This is a genomic window from Tateyamaria sp. GN1-10, from assembly GCF_055693845.1.
Genome location: NZ_JBVFUR010000004.1, coordinates 1,420,335 through 1,445,450, shown reverse-complemented (window position 1 = coordinate 1,445,450; position 25,116 = coordinate 1,420,335). Strand labels below are relative to the sequence as shown.

Here is a 25,116-nt window from a genome sequence, read left to right as displayed (position 1 = left end):
GACCATCTCGCATCCGCAAGACGACTTGGTCTCGTCTCATCCACGCCCCATTGGAGGATCGACGCTGCACAACAATCTGGCAAATCAAAACGACAAACAAACGAGGGATGACGTAGGCAAAACCTTCTCGCGCGTTTGCAATTTTAGCGCAAAGCAGGGTGTTATCCGGCAATGGCCAACCCGCGTTCATCTCAAGCGCAAGCGTTCGAAAACTTGCGTCAAAACGCTTCCGGTCGCGCCTCCCGCGCCATGTGGTCCAGCACCGCGTTCACGAATTTCGGCTCTTTCCCTTCCGGAAAAAATGCCCGCGCCACATCCACATATTCCACGATCACCACCTTGGGCGGCGTCGCGGTATCGCGAAACTCAGCCCCTGCCGCCCGGAACAGCGCCCGCAATGTCGGGTCAATCCGCGCAATCGGCCATTTCGCCACCAGCGCCCGGTCCGTCATCTGGTCGATCGGCGCCTGGTAGTTCACCGCGTCGTCCATGACCCGTGCGAAGTGATTAGGATCGCCCTCGGCCATCTCATCACCCTCGTAGGACGCGCCAAAGCGGTGGTCCATGAACTCGACCTTGATCTGATCAACGGTCTGCGCCGTCTGTTCCATCTGGAACAGGGCCTGCACGGCATAGAGACGCGCGGCCGAGCGCATCTTGCGTTTCTGGTTGCCCGAAAGGGTCATGCGGTCGTGGATCCTGTCTTGGATGCCAGCTGGTATTCGGTGGCCGGTTTGAACCCGACCCCCTTGCTGGAGCGGCCCCACTTACGGCTGAGCGCGATCAGGTGCAAGGCCGCAGCGGCGGCCCCGCCGCCTTTATTTTGGCCTGAGGGATCGGCGCGCACTTCGGCCTGCTCGGTATTCTCGACCGTCAGAATGCCGTTGCCGATGCACAGGCCCTGAAGACCCAGAAGCTGGATGGCGCGGGACGAGTCGTTGCAGACCGTCTCGTAATGCGTCGTCTCGCCCCGGATCACGCAGCCCAGCGCCACGTAACCGTCAAAGTTCGACAGGCGTTCGGCGATGCCGATGGCGGTGGGGATCTCAAGCGCGCCCGGCATTTCCACAAGATCCCAGGTAGCGCCTGCGGCCTCGATCTCGGCCTTAGCGCCGGACACGAGGTTGTCTGCGATCTGTTTGTAATAGGGCGACACGACGATCAGGAGCTTGGTCGGATCATCAAAGCTGGGGCGGTCCAGCACGTGGTGGTCTATGGATGCCATCATTTCTCTCCGAGGATGGGGCGGGTGCCGACGATCTCAAGCCCGTAGGCGTCGATGCCCATATAGGTGGTGCGAGGGCTATCGGTCAGAAGGATCAGGCGCGACAGTCCCATGTTCGAGAGCATCTGGGCGCCAAGGCCCGTATTCTTGACGATGCGCGGGCCCGCCTCTTCATCAGTGAAGAGTGACTTGCGCGGCTCGCGGAAGAGGCAGACAACGCCGCGCCCTTCGGCGGCGATCAACTCCATCGCGCGGGGCAGCTCGCCCACGGGCTTGTCGCTGAGACCCAGAATATCCGTCACTTCGGTCAGTGCATGCGTGCGGACCAGCACCGGTTCATCCGTTGTCAGATCTCCCTTCGACAGGGTCACGTGCTCGATACCATAGGTTTGGTCGGTGAAAATCCGCATGTCCCAGTCGCCACCATGCTGAGAGGTTACCATGCGGCGGTCCGTCTCGACCACGAGGTTGTCGTGGCGGCGGCGATAGGCGATGAGGTCGGAAATCGTGCCGATCTTGAGCTTGTGCTTGGCGGCATAATCCACGAGATCGGGCAACCGGGCCATGGTGCCGTCTTCGTTCATGATCTCGCAGATGACGCTGGATGGGTAATGCCCGGCCAGCCGCGACACGTCACAGCCCGCCTCCGTATGACCCGCGCGGACCAGGACGCCGCCCTTGCGAGCGCGCAGTGGGAACACGTGCCCGGGCGTTGCCAGTTCGGCGGACGTGGCTTGCGGGTTCACAAGCGTCGAAATTGTCAGGGCGCGATCGCCTGCCGAAATGCCTGTGCTTACGCCCTCGCGTGCTTCCACGGACACGGTAAAGGCCGTCTCGTGGCGCGAGGAATTGTGCATTGCCATCATGGGCAGGCCCAGATCGTCGATCCGCTCGGCGGGCAAGGTCACACAGATCAGCCCGCGCCCGTGGGTCGCCATGAAATTCACGGCAGCCGCATCGGCAAAATTGGCGGGGATCACCAGGTCCCCTTCGTTCTCGCGGTCCTCGTGGTCGACCAGGATGAACATCCGGCCGTACTTCGCCTCTTCGATGATCTCTTCGATGGGCGAAATGGCAGCGGCGAGGTCAGTCTCGACCGGCCCGGGGGTCTCAAAGCTCATGGGTCACCTGTGGCAGCATTGTCCGCGACATAGAGGATCGCGCATATCAATACCAGTGCTACGGCGCGCGCAGGGTCTGCGTCCTTCCCCTGCTCCAAAACATCCTCCCCGAAGGCCCGATCCGCCGCTGCGCCCTCGCCTCCCATGATGCGAGCACGAAGGAAAGGAGCGCCAGGAATGACGTCGGGCGCAGCCTGTTCTTTGGATTAACCCGCCTCTGCCAGCCGCGCGACATAACGGGCGAGTGTGTCGATCTCGAGATTGACCGCATCCCCGACTGCAACGTCGCCCCATGTTGTCACCTCTTTGGTATGCGGGATGAAGTTAATGCCAAAGATAGCGTCCTGCACCTCGTTCACCGTCAGGGACGTGCCATTCAGCGCGACGGATCCCTTAGGCGCAATGAAACGCGCCAGATCATCCGGGGCACGCAACTGTACCCGCGTGCTGTCGCCTTCGTCGACAACGGACACCACCTCTGCCACGCCGTCTACATGGCCTGATACGATATGCCCGCCCAGTTCATCGCCGACGCGCAGCGCACGTTCCAGATTCACCCGGCGCCCAACGGCCCAGGCCGACAGGTTGGTTTTTGAGACCGTCTCGGCGCTCACCTGCACGTCGTACCAGTCCGGACCAAGGTCGACTACAGTTAGGCAAACCCCGTCAGAGGCAATGGATGCCCCCATATCGATTCCCGACGTGTCGTACCCAGTCTGGATGCGCACACGCAGGTCGCCCTCTTGCTTCAGATCCGTGATGGTACCGATATCGGTGACGATGCCCGTAAACATGATTGCGCTCCTTGCCGTTCTGACCCGAGGTAACTGTGCATATCACCAAGGGCAAGTGTCACAGACGTTGCAGATTATTACCACTTGAGCCATAAATCCGCCCCAGTCAGGTGTTCATCATGGGTCAAGACATTGCCGAGTATCAGGGACCAGATGACACTGCACGCCCCCGAAGACAGGGTGTTCCTGTTTCTGCAGGGACCCCATGGCCCATTTTTCAACCGCCTTGGCGCGATGTTGCGCCGTGCGGGGACAACCGTGTGGCGTGTCGGGTTCAACGCGGGGGATCGCGCGTTCTGGTTTCATCGCAGCAGCTACATCCCCTTCACCGGCACTACCGCCGAGTGGCCCTCCACGTTTTACCAACTGCTAAACGACAAGGGCGTGACCGACGTCGTTCTTTACGGTGATGTGCGCCCCATCCACGCGCAAGCTGTGGCCGAGGCCAAGCGGCGCGGCATCACCGTACACGTCTTCGAGGAAGGCTACATGCGTCCCTACTGGGTCACCTACGAACGCGGCGGCTCCAATGGCCATTCACGCCTAATGGACATGTCAGTAACCCAGATGCAGGAAGCGCTGGCCCTGTCGGACATGGAGGCGCCGCTGCCTCCCAGCACTTGGGGCGACATGCGTCAGCACATATTTTACGGCGCGCTGTACCACTGGTTTGTGATGTTCCGAAATGGCAGTTATCGCAACTTTCAACCGCATCGTGCATTAAGCGTCTCGCGTGAATTTCAGCTGTATCTCAAGCGCTTGTTTCTGATGCCGATCCAAACCATGGATAGGGTGCAAGCCACGTTGCGTATCCGGTACGGTGGGTTCCCGTATCACCTCGCGTTACTTCAGCTGGAACATGACAGCAGCTTTCAGGAACACTCGCCCTTCAAAACCATGCAAGAGTTCCTGGACCTTGTGATCCGCGGCTTTGCCGAAGGCGCCCTGGCCCATCATCACCTTGTCATCAAAGCGCACCCCCTGGAAGACGGGCGTGCGCCGATCCGCAAAACCATTCGAACATTGGCCCGGGAACTGGGCCTGCAGGGGCGAATTCATTACGTGCGTGGCGGCAAGCTGGCGCAGCTTCTGAATGATGCCCGCAGCGCGGTCACCGTGAATTCTACGGCTGCACAACAGGTGTTGTGGCGCGGTATTCCGCTCAAGGTCTTTGGAAAAGCCGTTTTCGCAAAGCCGGAATTTGTAAGTGATCAACCCCTGCCAGCCTTCTTTACCGGGGCGGGCCGTCCCGACAACCGCGCATACAGGGACTATCGCCGCTATCTGCTGGAAACCAGTCAAATCGCTGGCGGTTTCTATTCAGCCCGTGGCCGGCGCCAGTTGTTGCGCCAAGTTGTCGACATGATGCTTTCGCCGGACGATCCCTACGATGCGCTGGCATCAGGCACCGCGGCCCCAAGGCAACAGTTGCGGTTGGTAACCTGACCACCACAACCCCTATGGCTAGATTTTATTGCGGTACTCCGGTAGCTTGACGACAAATCAGCGTCGGAAAACCGTCGCAAATACAAAAATGGGTGTGGATCAACCTGCACTCGAGGCAGAACAAAAACAGGTCGAGGAGACCGAGCAGTGATTTTCCAACCGTTCCGCTGGGCGCGCGTGGGTGCGTCGTTGGCCCTTCTAGGGATTCTGGCTTCTTGCGGCTTGCCGCAGATCGGCCCGAACAAACGTCAGATTTTCTCGGGCTCGGTACAGCGCGAGGGCGATGCGTTCATCGTATCGGTCAATGACCGAGTGACCGAAGCCACCGCTGTTACCCCGGCTCTTGGTTTTTCAGACGCGTTTCGGAATGCAGGCGTACTGGGATCAGACACCATCCAACCGGGCGACGTTCTGGGCCTGACCATCTGGGAAAACGTTGACGATGGTCTGCTGGCTGGAGAATCTCTGAATTCGACCATCCTGGAAGAGGTGCAGGTTGACGGCGCCGGTTTCATCTTTGTCCCGTATGCGGGCCGAATCCGCGCTGCTGGCAACACACCGGACGCCATTCGCCGGATCATCACCACGAAACTCGATGACCAGACGCCCGACCCGCAGGTGCAGGTGCGCCGGGTGGCCGGGGACGGATCGACCGTGTCGCTGATCGGTTCTGTGGGCGCGCAGGGCGTCTATGCCATTGAGCGCCCAACGCGCACCTTGTCGACCATGCTTGCCCGCGCTGGTGGCGTAACCATCGTGCCCGAGATTGCACGTGTCACCGTAATCCGTGGTGATGTGCGCAGCCAGGTGTGGTTCCAGGATATCTATGATCACCCCGAGCTGGACATCGCCCTACGTGGCGGAGATCGCGTGCTGGTCGAGGAAGACACCCGCGCCTTTACAGCATTGGGTGCCACTGGCGGACAGGCCCGCGTACCCTTTGAAAGTCAAACCCTGAGCGCGCTTGAAGCTCTTGCCCAAGTGGGTGGGCTGCAAACCAATACGTCGGACCCGACTGGGATTTTCGTGTTCCGAAACGAGCCTGCCGCAGTGGCCAATGTCGTATTGGGACGCGATGACCTGATTGGCGCCCAGCGTCTGGTCTATGTTCTGGACCTCACACAGCCCAACGGCATGTTCCAGGCCCGTGATTTCGTGATCCGCGACGGTGACACGCTTTATGTAACTGAAGCGCCGTACACCCAGTTCGCCAAGATCATTACGTCGATCACGACACCGATCACAGGCGTCAACACGCTTGCCAATGGTGTGACTGGCAACTGACACCGATGAAACGGTCAAACGACTCCGCCGCCGGACCCGAAAAGGCCCGGCGGCTTTACGTTTACAATGGCGGTTTTCTGGCCCGGGGGCGTGTGCGGCGTATTGTCGAGCTTTCGGGCTACGACATCTCGCTTGGTCTGCCCGGCCCAGACGGGATGGTGGGTGTCTGGGGCAATTCACCCACAGCTTACCGGGGCGAAACCGTTGCGGGTCGGCGTGACGCCAACCTAGTGCGGGTCGAGGATGCGTTCTTGCGCTCTGTTCTGCCCGGACGTGCAGGCAGCCCACCGATGGGCCTTCTGATCGATCACAAGGGGGTGCATTTCGATCCTGCCACCCCGTCCGACCTGGAAGAGATCCTGGCCACCGATCCGTTGGACGACACGGCCATCCTGAACATGGCGCGCGGGTCAATGGCACGGATGCAGGAGGCGCATCTGAGCAAGTACACGGGCTTTGACCCCGATCGCCCCGTACCTGACCCGGGTTATGTTCTGGTGATTGACCAAACACGGGGTGACGCGTCGGTGACGGCTTGCGCCGCGGACCGGAACCGGTTTCTTGAAATGCTGTTTGTTGCGCAGGATGAGCATCCCGGCGCCCGCATCCTGATCAAGACGCATCCTGAAACCGCACAGGGTTTTCGCGAGGGATATTTCGGCCCCGATGACTGCAATGATCGCGCGTCACTTTTTTCTCACCCGGTTAGCCCTTGGACGCTGATGGAAGGTGCCGTGGCCGTCTACACTGTTTCGTCCGGGCTGGGGTTCGAGGCTATCATCGCAGGCCACAAGCCGCGCGTATTTGGTCAGCCTTTCTATGCGGGATGGGGGCTGACCGCGGACGAATTCCCGGTGCAGCGCCGTCAACGCAAGTTGACCCGCGCGCAACTGTTCGCCGGGGCGATGATCTTGTACCCGACATGGTACGATCCGCATCGTGACTGTTTGTGTGACCTTTCCACAGCGATGGAAGCGCTGGCCGCAGAGACCCGCGCATGGCGTGCCGATCACAAGGGATGGGTCGCCAGTGGTATGCGGTTGTGGAAGCGACAGCCGCTACAGAAAGCCTTTGGCCGCTATGCTCCGGTGCGCTTTCAGGATGACCCCGGTCGGGCCCGTTCAATGCAACGTCCGTGGATGGTCTGGGCGGGCAAAGCGGATGTGGGCCACGAGGACGCCGTCCGGATCGAGGACGGGTTCCTACGCTCGCGCGGGCTGGGTGCCGAATTGATCCCGCCGCTGTCCTTGGTTACGGATGATCTGGGGATCTACTATGACCCTGCCCGTCCCAGCCGTTTGGAGCAAATGATCCGCGCGCGCCGCAGCTTGCGACCGGACCAGACCCTGCGTGTGGAACGGTTGATACATACGCTGACCGAAGATGGTCTGAGCAAGTACAATTTATCTGGCGATGTGCCTGATCTTCCCGATGGACGGCGCGTTCTGGTCATCGGACAGGTTGAAGATGACGCGTCGATCCGCCTGGGTGCCGGTCAGATATCTACGAACGTTGCGCTTATTGAGGCGGCGCGGGTTGCGCGGCCCAACGATATCCTGATCTACAAGCCGCACCCAGATGTAGAAGCGGGCCTGCGTGAGGGCGCGTGTGATGCCGATCACCTCGCTGACGTTGTTGCCATAAACACCGACATCGCTGCCCTGTTGGGGCGGGTGGATGAGCTTTGGACCATGACATCGCTGACCGGATTCGAAGCGCTGTTGCGCGGCATGCACGTGGTCACGACCGGTGCGCCATTCTATGCCGGCTGGGGACTGACGGAGGACAGAGGCGATGTACCGCCGCGACGCCGCGAGGACATCCCGTTGAACGGCTTGGTCCATGCCGCGCTGATCGACTATCCCCGCTACTTTGACCCGGTGACCGGGGCGGCCTGCCCGGTTGAGGTTGTTGTTGATCGGCTGCGCGATGGCCCTTTGCCACAACCCGGGCTTGCAAACAGGATGCTATCAAAATTGCAAGGTTTGTTGGCCAGTCGCGCGCATTTGTGGCGCTAGACACGCGCCCAATGATGGCACACATCGCCCCCAACACGGGACACTGATTTCAGCGCATATCGCTGTGCGGCGCTCAACGCGTCCAGTCCAAGCGCCCCGATACTGGGTAGACCTTCGGCCCCGATGGCAAGGCCAGCGGTAAACCCGACAAGTTCATCCACCAGGTCCGCTTCGACCAGCGACGCGGCAAGCGCTCCGCCCCCTTCGCAGAACACCCGCGTGAAGCCATGGCTGCCCAGCTGTTGCAATACATCCCGAGGGTCAAGCTGGCTGCCCGATGTGCCGCAGGGCAGCAGGGTTGCGCCCAAATCGCACCATGTGTCCTGAAGCATCGGGTCGGCGTCGCGACCGTGGCATAGGATGACTGGAACGTCCTTGGCCGTTCGGGCAAGTGTGGACATAAGCGGCAGGTCCAGCCTGCGGGACACCACCACGCGGGCGGGTTGTGGCACATCGCCAAAGCCGCGCACGGTCAGGGACGGGTCGTCGTGCCGTGCCGTACCGCCACCCACCATCACGGCATCGTGCCGCGCGCGCATGGCGTGAACGTGCCTGCGCGCCTGTGGCCCGGTGATCCACTGGCTTTCGCCTGTCCCGGTCGCGATACGGCCGTCAAAGCTGCTGGCGAGTTTGAGGGTGATGAACGGGCGTCCCTGTTCGGTCCGCAAGAAGAACCCGATATGGTCCGCCTGCGCCTGCGCTTCGCATATGCCTGTGATCACGTCGATGCCTGCGTCACGCAGGATCGCGATACCCGCGCCATCCACGCGCGCATCACTGTCTTGTGTTGCGATCACTGTGCGGGCAATGCCCGCTGAAACCAAAGCATTCGCGCACGGAGGCGTTTGACCATGGTGGGCGCAGGGTTCAAGCGTCACATATGCCGTCGCACCACGCGCAGCTTCGCCCGCTTGCGCCAAAGCTTCGGTTTCCGCGTGGGGCCGCCCGCTGGGTTGAGTCCAGCCGCGCCCGACGACGCGACCGCCCTTTACAATGACGCAGCCCACGGCCGGGTTCGGGGCTGTGTGTCCCATTCCACGCCGCCCAAGCGACAGCGCCAGTGACATAAAGCGGATATCCTCCGCTTCGCTCACTCGTCTGAAGGGGTGTCTGGTCGCAGCTCTGCCACGAACTTGTCGAAGTCGTCCGCAGCCTGGAAGTTCTTGTAAACGCTGGCAAACCGGACATAAGCCACCGTATCGATACGGTTTAGCGCTTCCATCACGATCTCGCCAATCTGCTTGGACTGGATGTCGGTTTCGCCCATGCTTTCAAGCCGCCGCACGATGCCCGAGATCATCTGATCGATGCGTTCGGGATCGATGGGTCGCTTCTGCATCGAGATGCGGATGGAGCGTTCGAGCTTGTCGCGGTCGAAATCCTCGCGCTTGCCATTGGACTTGATGACCACCAGGTCGCGCAGTTGCACACGTTCATATGTGGTAAACCGCCCACCACACGCCGGACAGAAGCGCCTGCGCCGGATCGAAACGTGATCCTCTGCCGGTCGGCTGTCTTTTACCTGTGTGTCAATATTGCCGCAAAACGGACAGCGCATCGCCCATCCCCTTGTTTCAGTCCCGCCTGTAGTGGGGGTTTTCCCCCGTTCCACGAAACTATAGGCGGTTGTCCAAGTTTTGGGTAGAGGGGAAATGACACCGCTACATAAGCGGTGCCAACCTTAGCGCCGTACAAGTTGGTTGTTTGAGGTGCGGACCCTCAGGAACGGCAGGTTACGGCACAACGCATAGGCATGGGTCATGGAAAACACCTTGCCCGTGCGACGCACCCCTTGGCTAACGGAGGAGAATGCGCTTGGCACGGGTTGCGTGCTGAACGTCACCCCCTTACGACCCGGCGCTGTCCGCGCGTCGCCGCGTCCTTGCGCGATGTAAAGGTCACCGCCCCGCACGCCGAGGACATGGCGGGCATAGATACCCGCCGCGCACCAAATCTGCGTGCCGCCTGCCCCGTCGGCCTCGATGACTTCGAACGTGGTGCCGTCGATTTGGTTGACCGGAATCGTGAACCTTTCTCGGCTAGCGAAATCCTGAGCATATCCCAAGGTCGGCAACGTTAAGGCAATGGCAAGGGCAATAGGTTTGAACATCGGGTATCTCCTTTGTTCAAAGGGTGTAGGAAACTTGCGCTGAAATGAAAATCACCTTGCGGCGAAATGGATTTCAACCGGTCAAAGGCGATTGCACTAAAGCCCCCATGCGCAGGGTGGCCGCCTTGGGGACCGAGGTGATGAAAACGCCGCGCAGAAACGCGCTTTGTCACGATGCGGACCCTTGCATGTGGGCCGCAAGCCTTGACCTTTCGGGTCAGGGTACGAGTACGCGCACCTTGATGTACAATTCGTAGCGGGACCGGCAAAGCGCATTTGCATGGGTCGTGCTGAACGTCTGGCCCGCTGTGCGCACGCCCTGCGAGGTCGAGCTGATGCTGTTTTCGACGGGCTTGGTGGTGAACATCACGCTTTTGCGCCCGGGATAGGCGACCGAGGACGCCCGCGGGGTGAGGACAGTGATGCTGCCTCCGCGTTGCCGCTGGTAATCGCGCACGTACTTTCCTGCGGCACACCACATCTGTGTACCGCCTGCGCCATCATTCTCGATCACTTCGAATGTGTCGGTGTCGATAGGACGCACAGGAATGATCATGATTTCGCGCAGGAAAAACCGTTGTGCCAGCACCGTGGTGGGCAGCAGGATGGCGAGGAAGATCAGGATCAGGGTGCGTGGGCGCATGGGGCTTCTCCGCTTTGTAAGGCCAGCATAGACCAGCGACGACGTGGCCCCAAATCACCTTTGGTCACGTGAGGCCCAGATGCGCAACAACCCGGCGATGGTGAGGTGCATCGCGATGTTCGAACAGGTAGATCCCCTGCCAGGTGCCCAACTGTGGTCGTCCGTGCTGCACCGGAATTTGCAGGCTGACGGGCAGCAGCGCCGCCTTGATATGCGCTGGCATGTCGTCCGGTCCCTCGTAGGTGTGGGTGAGGTAGGACATGGACGGGTCCGTGGTGGGTGGCACGAGGCGCGCAAAGAAGTTTTTCAGGTCCGCCTGCACCTCCGGGTCCGCGTTTTCCTGGATCAGCAGGGAACAGGAGGTGTGTTGAACAAAGAGCGTCAGCAGGCCGTCGCCCGTGCACCAGTTCGTCACGTCGCGGGTGAATTCGTAGAGCCCCTGCCCGGCTGTGGTGATCTGAAAGGTCGTTTGCATGGCTTGATCCTGCGCCGGATGCAGATGGGTTGCAAACCGTCACATGTCGCCTTGAGCGCTACCCCTCAAGCTCATCGTATCGGATGCCCGCATTAGGGTGCCGTTGTAGTCGATAACGCACCCAAGCCCCATGACCCTGGATGACACATGAAAGGTGATCTGCCCGTCCTTGTCCACCGCTTCACGCCCGCCGCTCCCGCGGAACAGGCGGCGCGGCAAGGGCACGCCAAACATGCGTATTCCCGTGACCGGCATGTTAAGGCCAGCCTGCGTGACGGACGGACACATATGCACCTCGAAGGGGCCGAACCGTTCTGCGGCCTGTATGGGCGACACCTGCCGCATGGTTGAGGACAGGATATGCCCGTCGAAGTCACGGTTCCACCGTTCGCCCTTTGATCCGCAAGCAATCGACATGCGCATGGGTCGTTTGGTCATTGGCGCAGGGAAATCACCCAACCGGCACAGGAGCCGAACCAATGCGTTGCCCTGCCGAACCGTGACAGTCCCGATATAGGCGGCGTCACATTCACCCCTGTGAAAGGCCAGCAAGGCAGCAGGCAGGTCCCGCGCCCGATCCCCCAACACGCTGAGGACCGCACCGGTCAGGTCCAGCCCCCTGCAATGAACCGCGACCGCAGACCCGCATCGGGCATCATGCCGGTGTCGTAGCGACCGAAGATGGCATACCTGTTACGCGCGATAAGATGGTAGAGTGGGTTCTTGATGACGCCGGGTAGAAACCGGCAGACTGACAACGCTTTCCACGGCCATCCGAGGCAGCGCATAGCGGCGGCAAAGGCGTCGAGCCGTTGATGTACCTGCCCCTCAACGATGACGAGGTTGGTTTCGAAATCGTCCGTTGGCAGGTCCAGCGCCCTGTAAAGGTCGGCCCCAAGCCGCGATTGCGCCAGAACGAAATCAAACCGCTGGCGACAATCATGGTGCAGCATGAACTTGAAAAACCCCGAACACAGTACGCATTCGCCATCAAACACGATTATATCGCGCTGGTTCAGCCGGTCCATCAGGTCAGGCGACAACGGGATCGGGCGTGGCATGAATTTTCCCTTCATGCCGGAAAGCTAATGGGGTTCGTATGTATTGGCACCGCTGTCAGGTGACGCAAGTTCAACGTCAATCCGGGCAGTTTTGCGTATACGTGCCCTTGACCCGATCCACGCAATAGCCTGCCGCTTGCATGGCGTCCGCGATGGCAAAGACACCAACCTCTGCCGTTCCCGTTTTGCAGTCCAGATCGGCCAGTTTCTGTTCGCCCTGCGCCACGATCACGCCGCCTCTGGTCGGCAAGTCCTCGGCCATGCGGTCCACCGAAATCCAGGCGGTGTAGCGCGTGCCGACATTTTCAAAGGTGATGTCCTCCCAGATCGAACGGCTGACGCCCGGCCAAGGCGTGGCTTGCACCTGACCCAAGGGGCGGGTCAGGGACAATTCCGGTGATCCGGCAGGACCGAAGGCATAGCTCGCCTGCCCTTCACCCACGCAGACAGTGAGGGTTTTGCTTCCGATCTGGCAATTCAGGACAACGTCCAGACTGCCGCATTGCGCCGCTGCCAACCCGGGGGTCAGCGCCAGCGCAAGGGCGACAGACAGCCCCCTCACTGATCGAGGAAGCTGCGCAGTTTGCGGCTGCGGCTGGGGTGCTTGAGTTTGCGCAGAGCCTTGGCTTCGATCTGGCGGATCCGTTCGCGGGTCACGCTGAACTGCTGGCCCACCTCTTCGAGCGTGTGGTCCGTGTTCATGCCGATACCAAAGCGCATGCGCAACACACGTTCCTCGCGGGGGGTGAGCGAGGCCAGAACCCGCGTAGTAGTTTCCTTGAGGTTTTCCTGAATGGCGCTGTCCAAAGGCAGCACGGCATTCTTGTCCTCGATGAAATCGCCAAGCTGGCTGTCTTCCTCGTCCCCGATGGGGGTTTCGAGCGAAATCGGCTCCTTGGCGATTTTCATCACCTTGCGGACCTTTTCGAGCGGCATTTGCAGCTTTTCAGCCAGTTCCTCGGGCGTGGGTTCGCGCCCGATCTCGTGCAGCATCTGGCGGCCAGTTCGGACCAGTTTGTTGATCGTTTCGATCATGTGCACGGGGATACGGATGGTGCGCGCTTGGTCCGCGATGGACCGGGTGATCGCCTGACGGATCCACCATGTCGCGTAGGTCGAGAACTTGTAGCCGCGGCGGTATTCGAACTTGTCGACCGCTTTCATCAGGCCGATGTTGCCTTCCTGGATCAGGTCGAGGAATTGCAGGCCGCGATTGGTATACTTCTTGGCGATCGAGATCACGAGGCGGAGGTTGGCTTCGACCATCTCTTTCTTGGCCTGACGGGCTTCTTTCTCGCCCTTCTGAACCTGCTGCACGATGCGACGGAATTCAGAGATGTCGAGGCCGACATATTGGCCAACCTGTGCCATGTCCGCGCGCAGTTCTTCGACCTTCTCGGCCGAGCGTTCGATGAACATCTGCCAGCCGCGCCCGGACTTTTCGCCCATCTCGTCCAGCCAGTTCGGGTCCAGTTCGCGCCCGCGATAGGAGTCGACAAACTCCCTGCGGTTGATCCGCGCCTGGTCTGCCAGCTTCACGATAGAGCTGTCGATCTGCATGATCCGGCGGTTGATGCCATAAAGCTGGTCAATCAGTGCCTCGATCCGATTGTTGTGCAGATGCAGTTCGTTGACCAACAGCACAATCTCGGCCCGCAGCTTCTGATAGGTCTCCTCATCGCCTTTGCTGAACGAACCGTCTTCATTCAGCGTTGCCGAGATCCGGCTATCCTGCATTTCGGACAGCAGGGAATAATCGTGTGCGATGACTTCCAGCGCTTCGAGCACTTGCGGCTTAAGCGCAGCTTCCATCGCGGCGAGCGACATGTTCGCCTGTTCGTCTTCGTCGTCGTCATCATCTTTGGCGATGGGGTTGCCATCTGCATCAAGCTCGGGACCGGCATCCGCCTTATCCTCGGGTTTGGCACTGGTATCGACAACCGGTTCAGACACCTCTTCGCCGTCTTCGCCCATCTGGTTGCCAAAGGTAGCTTCGAGGTCGATGACGTCGCGCAGCAAAATCTCTTCGCTGAGAAGTTCATCCCGCCAGATGGTGATCGCCTGGAAGGTCAGCGGGCTTTCGCACAGGCCCGCGATCATGGTGTTGCGGCCAGCTTCGATCCGCTTGGCAATGGCGATCTCGCCTTCGCGGGACAGCAGTTCGACGCTGCCCATCTCGCGCAGGTACATGCGTACCGGGTCGTCGGTGCGGTCGAGTTTTTCCTGGCCCGTCGCGCCCAGCGTCAGGTCCCGGGTGCCTTCGGTGGTCGTGACCTCGGTCGAGCCCTTTTGCTCTTCCTCTTCGGCCTCTTCGTCTTCGATGATATTGATGCCCATTTCGGACAACATCGACATCACGTCTTCGATCTGCTCAGAGCTGACCTGATCGGGCGGCAGCACAGTATTGAGCTGATCATAGGTGATGTAGCCCTTGTCACGGGCTTCCGAGATCATCTTTTTGACGGCTGCCTGGCTCATGTCCAGCGAGTGGGCGCTGTCCTGATCTTCGGTCTTAGCGTCTTCGTTCGTGTCTTTTGCGGCCATACTGGGCTCCTTTACCGGGGCTCCTTGGTGATCTCGTCCCCACGAATCACTCCCAGAAACATTTAGTGCTTTGGGTGATTCGGCCACCCATGTACGTGCATTTTCTTTATGTTTTGAGACCAAATCGCATCAGTTGCGGCGTTTTGAGAAGCTGATCTGGTCCATGAGCGCTGCAAAAGCATCTCGCTCACTGCGACTGATTCGGGCGCCGTTGTCGCCCGTATCGTATTCAGAATCATCTTCTTTCCCGCTGCGGCTGGCCTGAGCTGCGGCTTGAGCCGCTTGGCTGAGGCGCCATGTCACGCCTTCATCAGCCACACCTTCGAGGTCCTGCACCGCATCCGCGATCTCGGCATCCAGTCCCTTCGCCGCGCTGAGTTTTGCGAGCTCTTCGGCCACGGTCATGCGGGCCATATCGGCATCGCCGGGTGTGCGGATACACGGGACAATTGCCACATGGCGTGAAGAGAGCAGGTTATCAAGGGCATCCGGCCCCAGCGCGCTGAAAATCTTTTCGCGCAACACCTCCGCACCGGCATTCCCATGGTGCAGAATCAGGTCGCGCAAGACGGCATGGTCCGGATCAGCACAAACCAGACTTTCAAGCCCAGTTTCAAAGTCTTCGGCCACCTCGGGCGTGCAGATCAGCGCCGCAAGGATCACCCTTTCCCGCAAGTGGTCGGTCACCTGCGCATCGCCCGAAGCCAGTGCGGATGTCTTGGTGCTGGGCATAGGCACCGGTGGGGCCTGCCAGCCGCGCCCCGGTTGCCAGTTGCGCTTTGGTCCCCCGCCCCCGCGCTGCGGGCGGAAAAGTTGCCAGCGCATGTCTTTGACCGCCTGCCCATAGTGCTGGCGGATCGACGGGTCCTGGATCAGCTTGATCTTGTCACGCAGCACCTTGTCGAGCGCCGCCTTGCGTTCGGGACTGTCGAACGTTTTCCCTTCCGTCTCGCGTTGCCAGAGCAGTTGGACCATTGGCATCGCGGCATCGAGCAGCTTTTGTAGGGCTGGCGCGCCTTGCGCTTTGAGCAGATCGTCCGGGTCCTGCCCTTCGGGCATCAGCGCAAAGCGCAGGGATTTGCCTGCCTCCAACATCGGCAGCGCAAGGTCGATCAGACGCATGGCGGCGCGCAGGCCCGCCTTGTCCCCATCCAGTGCGATGATGGGTTCATCTGCGATGCGCCAGAGCATCGCGAGCTGGTTCTCGGTCACGGCAGTGCCCAAGGGCGCGACGGACGCGCCAAAGCCGTGTTCGGTCAGCGCGATGACGTCCATGTACCCCTCAGCCACGATTAGAGGCTGACCCTTGCCCGCCGCCGTCCGCGCCGGTCCGTGGTTGTAGAGGCTGCGGCCCTTGTCAAAGAGCTCAGTCTCGGGAGAGTTCAAATACTTGGCGTTGTCGTTCGGGTCCATCGCCCGCCCACCAAAGGCGATGCAGCGCCCGCGCGCGTCACGGATCGGGAACATGATGCGACCGCGGAAGGTATCATAAGGCTTGCCACCTTTCTGGCTGGGTTTGGCAAGGCCCGCGTCAAGGATCAGGTCATCTTCGACCCCCTTGCCCTTGAGAGAGTCCCACAAGCCCTGCCACGCGCCGGGCGCGAAGCCGATCTCCCACCTGTCTTGTGCTGCCGGATCAAGGCCGCGTCGTTCGAGATAGTCACGCGCTGGACCGGCCACGCCGGTTTTGAGTTGCAGTCGGAAGTGCTGGACGGCCATTTCCATGACGTCAGCAAGCTGTGTCCGTTTGTCAGCCTTTTCCTGCGCGCGCGGGTCGCGTTCCGGCATCGGCATACCGGCCTCACCCGCGAGGATTTCGACGGCCTCCATGAAGCCCACATTCTCGGTCTCGCGAACAAAGGAGATCGCGTCGCCCTTGGCGTGGCAACCGAAGCAGTAATAGTAGCCCTTGCGATCATCGACGTGAAAGCTGGCCGTCTTTTCGTGGTGGAACGGGCATGGCGCCCACAGATCGCCCTTGCCCTGGTTAGATTTGCGCGCGTCCCACATGACCTTGCGCCCAACCACCTGCCCAAGGGACAGACGCGTGCGCAATTCATCAAGAAATCCGGGGGGCAGGCTCATGCCCTTAATATTGGTTCTGTGGCTCTGGGAGTCGAGTCACTGCTGCAAGCAAAGCTCGCTCCAGGCATCCGACAGGCTTTCATTGCGCAGCACGCGACGCTTTTGTTCATAGACCCACGGGGTGATCAGCGGGATGGCGTTGTTGTATTGCGCAGGCCATTCGGGGTTCTGAGCAACGATGTGATCCTGCACATCACGCTCTTTGACACGATCAAGGCGGGCTTGCTGGATCGCACCAACCACCTGCGCTTGGTAGCCACAGCTTTCTTCTTTGCTGTCTTGGGCAAAGGCGGGGGCGGTAGACATTGCGATGGCGGCGATAACGGCAAAACGGATCATGGATGGCTCCAGTCACTAGGGAATCAGTTTTACCGTTTTATCGCCGTGTCGCGACGCTTGCCATGGCCCTTTCCAGATCGTGTAACAGCGTGCCCGCCATGGATCGGAAGACCATGAGAAGGAATGTGTCACTGCCGATGCGGGTAATCGATCCGGCCATGTGCTGGATTTGGCTATGCGCTGTATGCCCGCGCTTGAAGTGTGCGGCTGACAGATCCAGGGGGACGAGGCGGGCCAAGACGTCCTCGGCATCGTCACCGGACAGGGTAACCGCCGTCCATGCGTCAGACTGATCTGTCAGCGCGGCGTGTTCGGCAAGTGTCGGATCGGGCTTTGGACCGGCCAAAAGCACCATCTCGCGTCCGAACCAGATGGCGCGTGCACCTGCCTTGCCCGTAGCGCGGTTAGGGGCAGGCCAAGCCATGCCATGCGTGGCCTTGAACGGTTCGGCGATCTTGACCTGTGCGTAGGGCGCGATCGAGGTCAGGATGCCCAGATCAACCTCGGCCAGTGTAAGGGTGCCGATGGTGAGCGGCGCCATGTCATCCAGCGGTGTTTTTGCAATCAGTTCAGCCACGTGTGCGCTCTCCGTCCGGGTCAAAGAACACAGGATCATAAAGTTCCACCCGCGTCTGGATGCCCCTGACGTGATCTACCATGTTCAGCACTTCGCCATGCCGAGCCAGCCCGTCCCGCACAAAGCCAAGACCAATGAAATGCCCGAGGGTCGGGGAGAAGCCGACAGAGGTGACGTAGCCCTGATCATGCGCCCGCACGGGTTCCTCCCCGTCGGTGTAGATGTGCGCGCCCGCGGTCAGCTGTTTGACAGGTCCCACCGGCTTCATGCCAACAAGCTGTTCGCGCCCCTCTTTGGTCAGGCCGGGCCGCTGCGCCATCGTTGCTCCGATGAAATCCTTTTTCTTGGACAGCATACGTTCCATCCCAACATCTTGCGCCGTCACGCGGCCATCGATCTCGGCGTGAGTAATGAATCCTTTTTCGATGCGCAGGACGTTCAGCGCCTCCATGCCGTAAGCGCCGCCGCCCAATGCCTCGGCCCTCGCCACCAGCAGTCGGAAGAGGCTGTCGCCATAGCGGGATGGCACCGCAACTTCATAGGCATGCTCGCCAGAGAAAGAGATGCGGAAGAGCCGCCCCTTGACCCCCTGTACATCCACCGAACCACAGGACATGAACGGCCATGTATCATTGTCGATAGGTTGATCGAGCAAGCCGTTCAGCAACTCACACGCCTTCGGCCCGGCAACAGCAAACTGCGCCCATTGTTCGGTGACCGACATGATGCGCACGTCCCACTCGGGGTGTAGGACCTGCGTCACGAATTCAAGGTGCCGCATCACCTGCCCAGCCGCGGCGGTGGTCGTTGTCATGACATAGTGGTTCAGACCTAGCCGGGCGGTCGTCCCATCATCCAGAACGAACCCGTCTTCGCGCAGCATGAGCCCGTAGCGCACTCGGTTCTCTTTCAAAGTCGAGAACATGTTGGTGTAGACGAAATCGAGGAGCCGTGAAGCGTCTGGCCCCTGGATGTCGATCTTTCCCAAGGTGCTGACATCGCAGACGCCGACCCTGTGTCGCACCCAACCAACTTCACGGTCGCAGGACTGGCGCCATGTCTTTTCATCCGGCAGCGGATAGTAGGACGGGCGATACCAAAGCCCTGCCTCGATCATCGGAGCACCCGCAGCAATGGTGGCTGCGTGGCTGGTGGTCTTGCGTTCCGGCGCGAACCCTTTGCCCTGCGCCCCGGCGCCCAGCGCCGCGAGCGCCACCGGGCTGTACGGTGGGCGGAATGTTGTCGTGCCAGTTTCCGGGATGCCACGGCCCGTTGCGTCCGCCAGGAGGGCCAGCGCCGCGACGTTCGAATTCTTGCCCTGATCGGTCGCCATGCCTTGGGTCGTGTAGCGCTTCATGTGCTCGACGGATCTGAAGTTCTCTTGCGCAGCCTGCTTGACGTCCTTCACGCTCACATCGTTCTGGAAATCGAGCCACGCGCGGCCTTTGCCCGGCACGGCCCAGAGCGGGTCAATGGCATAAACGCTGTCATCAGCATCGGGCAGATCAACCTCAGCGGGCTTGAGGCCAAGTGCTTCAAGGCTCCTTTTGGCCGCCTCAACACCCTCGGCCAGGCAGCCCGTTGTCGAAAAGGTCCCGTTGCACGCCCCGGCCGTTTCCATCCCCGGGATTGCACCGGGTGTTGGTACGAAACTGGCGATGTCGTCATGCCAAGTGGGCCGCCCGTTCATATGGCAGGTGAGGTGCATGGTCGGGTTCCACCCGCCCGACACAGCAAGACAATCAGTGGCAATCTTTTGTGTACCTGAGGCTGTCTGGACGTTGATGGCCTCCAGACCACGGCGCCCATAACCGCCCGAGACCATTGCACCGCTCATCAGGCGGTAATCCCCCAAGGCCGCCGCATCTGCACGGCTGTCAATAACAGCGGCGATGTGCACGCCCGCCTCCTGCAGGTCCATGGCCGTGCGATGCGCGTCGTCATTGTTGGCAAAGACGGTTACTGCCTTGCCCGGACTGACGCCAAACCGGTTGAGATAGGCGCGCACGGCACCTGCGGCCATGATGCCGGGACGGTCATTGTTCTGAAACGCGATGTGACGCTCAATGGCCCCTGCCGCCAGAACCGAGCGTTTGGCGACGATGCGCCAGAAGGTTTCCTTGACCCCGCCACGCGGCACGTCCTTCACGTGATGCGAGACCCGCTCGAGGGCGCCAAATGTGCCGCCGTCATGCGCACCGGTGATCGTTGTTCGCGGCATGAGCCGGACATTGTCCATCGCTGAGAGTTTTGTGACCATGTGCGCCGCCCAGTCCGCAGCCGACATGCCGTCCACAGTCAAGGTTTCCGCATTCAAACGACCGCCCATCAAACTGTCTTCGTCCGCCAAAATGACTCTGACACCGGACTGCGCGGCCACCCACGCGGCCATCAAGCCAGCGGGCCCTGAGCCGATCACCAACACATCACAGAACGCGTAGGCCTTTTCGTAGTGATCGGCGTCTTGCGCACCGCTCAGAGCACCCAGGCCCGCCGCACGTCGGATGAAAGGTTCATAAACCCTTTCCCAGAAAGCCCTCGGCCACATGAAGGTCTTGTAGTAGAAGCCTGCACCCAGAAATGGCGCAGCGAGATCATTCACACTGAGCAGATCAAAAGCCAGCGATGGCCACGCATTCTGGCTGCGCGCCTCTAGCCCATCATAGAGCTCCTGCACCGTTGCGCGGACGTTCGGATCGGTTGCCGCCCCCTGCCCAATGGCCATCAAGGCATTGGGTTCTTCCGACCCGGCGGTGAGAATACCGCGCGGGCGGTGATACTTGAACGACCGCGCCACGTGCCGCACGTCATTGGCCAACAGGGCCGACGCCAGCGTATCCCCTGCAAACCCACGATAGGTGTTGCCGTCAAAGCGGAAGGAGACCGGCTGCGATCGGTCGATCAACCCCTTGCCATCAATCCTCATCGTTTGACATCCCGCGCCAGCACCGCAGCTTTGATCTCGTGGGTCGACACGTTCCGGGTCACCCTGAGCCATGCACCGCAGCCCGCGTCATGGCTCCACAGTTCATCCAGATCACCTGCCGGGTTCTCGCGTAGGTGCAGATAGTCATCCCACGCCGCCTCACCTGCATCCGGTGCAGGCCGGTCCAGCATGACCGCAGCCCCCTGATAGTAGAACTCGCGCCGGTCGCGCTCTCCGCAAATCGGACATGGCAGCCGCATCAGACCTCTCTATCAGGGTGCACGGTATACCCCTTCCCTGTTTCAAAAAAATCCCCGCCGGAGGCTCCCGTCATCTCAACCATTCCTAGTGCAGATTGTGCTGAGACCCGGTCGCCTCTTCATCCATGATGCCGCGGCCTGTGCGGAACCGGTCCAAACGGTGGTGCACGGTGGTGGGATGTGGATTACCCGTAGCAAGCAGGTGGGCAAAGGTGTGGCCCGAGGCCGGCGTCGCCTTGAAACCGCCGTAGCACCAACCCGTGTTGACAAACAGGCCTTCGATATCCGTCTTGTCGATGATGAAGGACCCGTCGGGCGACATGTCCATGACACCGCCCCAGCTGCGCAGTATCTTGGCCTTGCCGATCACCGGCATCAGGGTCATCGCAGCCTCTGCTACATGCTCAACCAGCGGCAGGTTCCCGCGCGCAGCATAGCTTGCGTACATATCCAGATCACCCCCGAACACGAGGCCCCCCTTGTCGGATTGACTGATATAGAAGTGTCCCATCCCGTAGGTAACAACGCGATCCAGGCAAGGTTTCAGCCCTTCTGTGACAAAAGCCTGCAGCACATGGCTTTCGATAGGAAGACGTAGCCCGGCCATGGCGGCAACCTGGCTGGATCGTCCAGCCGCGACCATGCCGACCTTCCTGGCGCGGATCGGCCCCTTTGTGGTCTGCACACCCTTTACGACACCATTTACAACATCGATGCCCGTGACTTCGCATTGCTGGATCAGATCGACGCCGCGATCGCTAGCCGAACGGGCAAAGCCCCATGCCACCGCATCATGTCGAGCTGTACCGCCGCGTTTGTGATAGAGACCACCATAAATCGGAAAGCGGGTCTGGTCGAAATCTAGGAACGGCAGTAGCTTCTTTACCCCTGCACGGTCCAGCATCGCACCGTCATCCCCCTGCCCGCACATCGAATTGGCCCGGCGTACAAAGGCGTCGCGCTGGCCGTCCGAATGGACGAGGTTGATAATGCCACGCTGCGAGTGCATGACGTTGTAGTTCAGGTCTTCTTCCAAACCCTCCCACAGCTTCAGCGAATGGGAATAGAATTCGGAGTTGCCGGGCAGCATGTAATTGGCACGAACAATCGTAGTGTTCCGGCCGATATTCCCGCCGCCAAGATACCCTTTTTCGAGTACTGCAATGTTGGTCAAGCCATGCACCTTGGCCAAATAATGAGCCGTGGCCAGACCGTGACCACCACCACCAATCAGTACAATATCGTATTCGGACTTTGGTTCCGGACTGCGCCAATGCGGACCCCAGCCTTTGTTACCGGTTAGTCCTTCGGCCAACACTTTCAGCCCTGAAAAGCGCATGCGCACCTCCGCCCTTTCATGGCACCACCATCACCATCCTGACAGGTCTAGCAAGAGCAGTATTTTACCTCGTGGCGCTTTTCGACACCGGCAGGTCTGCCAGCGACGAATTGCAAAGCTCACGTAGTATTTTGTTTGATGAAACATCACTTTGGCGTTCAATGCCTCTATGACCTTGCTTCGCACACTTGCCTTCGCCCTCAGTGCAGTTCTGCCGGCCCAAATTTCTGCCCAGTCTTCGGACTTTGTTTCACCGTCGATTGTCATCCTCGGCGACAGTCAAATTCCGTTTGGCTCCGGCCCCGCCTTTCTCGAGTTCTTCGAAAACATCAAATCCCACTGCCCACCGACGCCTAAGCAGGCCGCTAACGTGGAAGTGCTGGCGGATATGAAGGTTGCGGTCATCGGTGTTCGTTCGACGTCGCTGCACTCATGGACAGCCAAGATGGGCAAGGCCAAAGGGGCGATCTGTGACGTTGATCCCAAATGGAAGGTCAACGCGGGCACCTACGGCTTCATCAACACGACGGGAAACAAGTACAAGCAAATTGGTAAGGGGGATGCCTACCAGTTTTGCAAGATGGACATGTCTGCCTTTCAGACCATGTTTCGCCCCGGTTACTACGAACCGAAGTTGATACTTCTATCGTTCTTGGGAAATTCGGCGAAACGCTGGGCGAGCAGTTACGATCAGGCAATAAAAGATGTCGAGACGATGAATGCGCAATTGCCTGCGGGCGTTCCTTGCATTTTCATGACAACGGCCCCGAGCTACTCAAAGAAGATCACCGATTTGCGCCTGAAGGCGCAAGCGAATGTGAAACGCGCATTTGCAGAAACGGGCAGCCAGTGCAGTTTTGTTGAGGGGGCAACCCCCGAGACGGTCGCCGCAAACCAGGGGAACAAGACGTACTTTCGTCTTTCGAAATCTGGCAAGGTCAAGGATCCGTATCACCCAAATGAAAAAGCGGCCAAAACCTTCTTCATGATCGCAATGGACGATATTTGTACTGCGGTTTACGAACAGATCGAAGCCGCCATGCCGGAATTGGCCGCCCGTTAGACAAGCATGGACGATGCAGCGAATACTTTCGCGCCTTTGAAAACGTCGGCGTATGTAGGGAGCTGACGTAAATCCTCGTAAGGTATGCCAGCGCCGTTTTTTGTTCGCGCTGGCATACCATCTCAGAACTACAGTCCTTTGGCGCGATAGCTTTCAGCCACCTTCCCAATCGAAACAAGATACGCTGCCGTACGCAAATCATCAACATCGCCACGGTCATGCCAAACTGACGCCATGGACTGATAAGCCGCCCGCATCGTGTCATCGAGACCAGAGCGAACCAATTCCAACTCATCCGCGCCCCGCAGATACTTGTCCTTGAAATCCGGGGTCATGGACCAAGAATCGCCCAAGTGGCGGCTGAGTCGCTCCAGTTCATCCACCACCAATTGGTGCCGTGCCTCTTCCTGGCGGCGTTGCATGCGACCGAACCGAATATGGCTAAGGTTCTTGACCCATTCGAAATAGGAAACAGTAACACCGCCAGCGTTGGCATACATGTCCGGGATGATGACGGTGCCCTTCTCACGCAATACAGAGTCCGCACCCGCTGTGACCGGCCCGTTCGCCGCCTCGATGATCAACGGTGCCGTTATCCGCGCCGCGTTGGACAGGTTGATCACACCTTCAAGTGCAGCGGGCACAAGGATGTCACAATCCTTTTCCAGAACTGAACTGCCGTTTTCCACATATGTGCCATCAGGATACCCGGAAACACCGCCGTGGCCGCCAATCCAGCTGCGTACGGCGTCCACGTCCAACCCCCGGTCATCCACAAGCGCACCATCGCGTTCAATGATGCCAACAATCTTGCATCCGTCCTCATCCGCAAGGAACTTCGCTGCGTGGTAACCCACATTGCCCAGCCCCTGCACAACGATACGTTTGCCGTCCAGAGTACCGGACATGCCCGCTTTCTCAACGCCGGTTGCATCGCGGAAAAACTCACGCAGAGCATACTGGACGCCGCGTCCCGTGGCCTCGGTCCTACCTTGAATACCACCTGCGTTGGTCGGTTTGCCAGTAACACAGGCCACCCCGTTGATGTCAGTCGTGTTCATCCGCTTATACTGGTCCGCGATCCAGGCCATCTCGCGCTCACCGGTTCCCATGTCGGGGGCAGGCACGTTCTGAGCCGGGTTGATCATATCGCGCTTGATTAGTTCGTATGCAAAACGGCGGGTGATCAACTCCATCTCGTGCTCATCATATTCACGCGGATCAACATGCAATCCGCCCTTCGAGCCACCGAATGGAGCTTCGACCAGTGCGCACTTGTATGTCATGAGCGCAGCAAGAGCCTCGACTTCATCCTGATTGACGCCCAGCGCAAAGCGAATACCGCCCTTCACAGGTTCCATATGCTCCGAATGTACGGAACGGTATCCCGTGAAGGTCTGGATTTGCCCGCGCAACCGCACACCGAACCGAACAGTGTAGGTTGCGTTGCACACCCTGATCTTCTCTTCCAAGCCCGGTGGAAGGTCCATCAGTGCAACAGCACGGTTGAACATAATGTCCACACTCTCACGGAAACTGGGCTCATTGGGGGTGCTCATCCGGGATCTCCTTTTTCCGGCACGACTCATTTGGGTCCGAGTCTGTGAGGCCAGCCTATGACGGTTCCGTTAATCAGTGCGAATTTTTTGTGCGCGTTGAAAACATCACGCGCTTTCGCGCCATTTCTTAATGAATCGTAAACAGTAAGGCATACGCGCACGGATTGACGACAATTGGATCGAAATCACCCCAGAGGTTTCCCCCTTTTGCCCGATTTCAGCCACATTCAGAGCCCACACCCAACGT

24 protein-coding genes are annotated in these 25,116 nt (G+C 59.8%); 4 read left to right on the top strand and 20 right to left on the bottom strand.

Annotated features, from left to right (window positions below):
- Positions 1-218 precede the first annotated feature (218 nt).
- The 4 genes from nusB to ACZ1HN_RS08850 all read right to left on the bottom strand — a co-directional run bounded on the left by nusB (position 219) and on the right by ACZ1HN_RS08850 (position 3,140).
- Positions 219-686, bottom strand: coding sequence for a transcription antitermination factor NusB (gene nusB / locus ACZ1HN_RS08865; RefSeq protein ID WP_472727229.1), 468 nt, complete (start codon positions 684-686; stop codon positions 219-221).
- Positions 683-1,225: a 6,7-dimethyl-8-ribityllumazine synthase gene (locus ACZ1HN_RS08860; RefSeq protein WP_472729297.1), complete on the bottom strand. Its 543-nt coding sequence runs from the start codon at positions 1,223-1,225 to the stop codon at positions 683-685. The genes nusB and ACZ1HN_RS08860 overlap by 4 nt, the downstream gene beginning before the upstream one ends.
- A complete protein-coding gene (gene ribB, locus ACZ1HN_RS08855) occupies positions 1,225-2,346 on the bottom strand; it encodes a 3,4-dihydroxy-2-butanone-4-phosphate synthase (RefSeq protein WP_299204778.1) in 1,122 nt (373 codons plus the stop codon). Before ribB ends, ACZ1HN_RS08860 begins: the two co-directional genes overlap by 1 nt.
- A 206-nt stretch (positions 2,347-2,552) precedes the next feature.
- Entirely contained in the window at positions 2,553-3,140 is a 588-nt protein-coding gene (locus ACZ1HN_RS08850; protein WP_299204775.1) for a riboflavin synthase, read from the bottom strand.
- A gap of 153 nt (positions 3,141-3,293) precedes the next feature.
- On the opposite strand from ACZ1HN_RS08850, the gene ACZ1HN_RS08845 reads away from it, so the two are divergent.
- The 3 genes from ACZ1HN_RS08845 (at position 3,294) to ACZ1HN_RS08835 (ending at position 7,888) form a co-directional block, all read left to right on the top strand.
- Positions 3,294-4,586, top strand: coding sequence for a capsule biosynthesis protein (locus tag ACZ1HN_RS08845; protein ID WP_472727228.1), 1,293 nt, complete (start codon positions 3,294-3,296; stop codon positions 4,584-4,586).
- A 147-nt stretch (positions 4,587-4,733) separates the two neighbouring features.
- The gene (locus tag ACZ1HN_RS08840; RefSeq protein ID WP_299204769.1) at positions 4,734-5,870 is read left to right on the top strand and encodes a polysaccharide biosynthesis/export family protein; all 1,137 of its coding nucleotides are present in this window, start codon (positions 4,734-4,736) and stop codon (positions 5,868-5,870) included.
- Between the two features lie 5 nt (positions 5,871-5,875).
- Positions 5,876-7,888, top strand: a complete 2,013-nt coding sequence (locus tag ACZ1HN_RS08835; protein WP_472727227.1) for a capsular polysaccharide biosynthesis protein — start codon at positions 5,876-5,878, stop codon at positions 7,886-7,888.
- On the opposite strand, the gene ribD is transcribed toward ACZ1HN_RS08835, so the two are convergent.
- The 15 genes from ribD to ACZ1HN_RS08760 all read right to left on the bottom strand — a co-directional run bounded on the left by ribD (position 7,885) and on the right by ACZ1HN_RS08760 (position 22,247).
- Positions 7,885-8,982, bottom strand: a complete 1,098-nt coding sequence (ribD, locus tag ACZ1HN_RS08830) for a bifunctional diaminohydroxyphosphoribosylaminopyrimidine deaminase/5-amino-6-(5-phosphoribosylamino)uracil reductase RibD (protein ID WP_472727226.1) — start codon at positions 8,980-8,982, stop codon at positions 7,885-7,887. The genes ACZ1HN_RS08835 and ribD overlap by 4 nt on opposite strands.
- Positions 8,979-9,446 (bottom strand): transcriptional regulator NrdR, encoded by a 468-nt coding sequence (gene nrdR / locus ACZ1HN_RS08825; protein WP_299043536.1) that lies wholly within the window; start codon positions 9,444-9,446, stop codon positions 8,979-8,981. The genes ribD and nrdR overlap by 4 nt, the downstream gene beginning before the upstream one ends.
- A gap of 123 nt (positions 9,447-9,569) precedes the next feature.
- Positions 9,570-9,998: a hypothetical protein gene (locus tag ACZ1HN_RS08820; protein WP_472727225.1), complete on the bottom strand. Its 429-nt coding sequence runs from the start codon at positions 9,996-9,998 to the stop codon at positions 9,570-9,572.
- Positions 9,999-10,215: 217 nt separating this feature from the next.
- Complete coding sequence (locus ACZ1HN_RS08815; protein ID WP_472727224.1) at positions 10,216-10,641, bottom strand: hypothetical protein; 426 nt, start codon at positions 10,639-10,641, stop codon at positions 10,216-10,218.
- A gap of 64 nt (positions 10,642-10,705) precedes the next feature.
- A complete protein-coding gene (locus ACZ1HN_RS08810; RefSeq protein ID WP_472727223.1) occupies positions 10,706-11,116 on the bottom strand; it encodes a secondary thiamine-phosphate synthase enzyme YjbQ in 411 nt (136 codons plus the stop codon).
- A gap of 39 nt (positions 11,117-11,155) precedes the next feature.
- Positions 11,156-11,704 (bottom strand): DUF4166 domain-containing protein, encoded by a 549-nt coding sequence (locus ACZ1HN_RS08805; protein ID WP_472727222.1) that lies wholly within the window; start codon positions 11,702-11,704, stop codon positions 11,156-11,158.
- A gap of 17 nt (positions 11,705-11,721) precedes the next feature.
- Positions 11,722-12,177 (bottom strand): thiol-disulfide oxidoreductase DCC family protein, encoded by a 456-nt coding sequence (locus ACZ1HN_RS08800; RefSeq protein WP_472727221.1) that lies wholly within the window; start codon positions 12,175-12,177, stop codon positions 11,722-11,724.
- A gap of 76 nt (positions 12,178-12,253) precedes the next feature.
- Positions 12,254-12,739 carry a hypothetical protein gene (locus ACZ1HN_RS08795; protein WP_472727220.1) on the bottom strand — a complete coding sequence of 162 codons (486 nt, stop codon included), beginning with the start codon at positions 12,737-12,739 and terminating at the stop codon, positions 12,254-12,256.
- Positions 12,736-14,721, bottom strand: a complete 1,986-nt coding sequence (rpoD, locus tag ACZ1HN_RS08790; protein ID WP_299204743.1) for an RNA polymerase sigma factor RpoD — start codon at positions 14,719-14,721, stop codon at positions 12,736-12,738. Before rpoD ends, ACZ1HN_RS08795 begins: the two co-directional genes overlap by 4 nt.
- Positions 14,722-14,850: 129 nt before the next feature.
- Entirely contained in the window at positions 14,851-16,806 is a 1,956-nt protein-coding gene (gene dnaG, locus ACZ1HN_RS08785; RefSeq protein ID WP_472727219.1) for a DNA primase, read from the bottom strand.
- Positions 16,807-16,842: 36 nt separating this feature from the next.
- Positions 16,843-17,145, bottom strand: coding sequence for a hypothetical protein (locus ACZ1HN_RS08780; RefSeq protein ID WP_472727218.1), 303 nt, complete (start codon positions 17,143-17,145; stop codon positions 16,843-16,845).
- Positions 17,146-17,182: 37 nt separating this feature from the next.
- Complete coding sequence (locus ACZ1HN_RS08775; RefSeq protein WP_472727217.1) at positions 17,183-17,722, bottom strand: sarcosine oxidase subunit gamma; 540 nt, start codon at positions 17,720-17,722, stop codon at positions 17,183-17,185.
- A complete protein-coding gene (locus tag ACZ1HN_RS08770; protein WP_472727216.1) occupies positions 17,715-20,648 on the bottom strand; it encodes a sarcosine oxidase subunit alpha family protein in 2,934 nt (977 codons plus the stop codon). Before ACZ1HN_RS08770 ends, ACZ1HN_RS08775 begins: the two co-directional genes overlap by 8 nt.
- On the bottom strand, positions 20,645-20,908 hold the full coding sequence (locus tag ACZ1HN_RS08765) for a sarcosine oxidase subunit delta (protein WP_299204730.1): 264 nt from the start codon (positions 20,906-20,908) through the stop codon (positions 20,645-20,647). The genes ACZ1HN_RS08770 and ACZ1HN_RS08765 overlap by 4 nt, the downstream gene beginning before the upstream one ends.
- Positions 20,909-20,993: 85 nt before the next feature.
- Positions 20,994-22,247 carry a sarcosine oxidase subunit beta family protein gene (locus ACZ1HN_RS08760; protein ID WP_472727215.1) on the bottom strand — a complete coding sequence of 418 codons (1,254 nt, stop codon included), beginning with the start codon at positions 22,245-22,247 and terminating at the stop codon, positions 20,994-20,996.
- A 169-nt stretch (positions 22,248-22,416) separates the two neighbouring features.
- Here ACZ1HN_RS08760 and ACZ1HN_RS08755 point away from each other — a divergent pair, with 169 nt between their 5' ends.
- Positions 22,417-23,310 carry an SGNH/GDSL hydrolase family protein gene (locus tag ACZ1HN_RS08755; RefSeq protein ID WP_472727214.1) on the top strand — a complete coding sequence of 298 codons (894 nt, stop codon included), beginning with the start codon at positions 22,417-22,419 and terminating at the stop codon, positions 23,308-23,310.
- 128 nt (positions 23,311-23,438) lie between these two features.
- On the opposite strand, the gene ACZ1HN_RS08750 is transcribed toward ACZ1HN_RS08755, so the two are convergent.
- The gene (locus tag ACZ1HN_RS08750) at positions 23,439-24,869 is read right to left on the bottom strand and encodes a Glu/Leu/Phe/Val family dehydrogenase (RefSeq protein ID WP_299705835.1); all 1,431 of its coding nucleotides are present in this window, start codon (positions 24,867-24,869) and stop codon (positions 23,439-23,441) included.
- Positions 24,870-25,116: the final 247 nt, after the last annotated feature.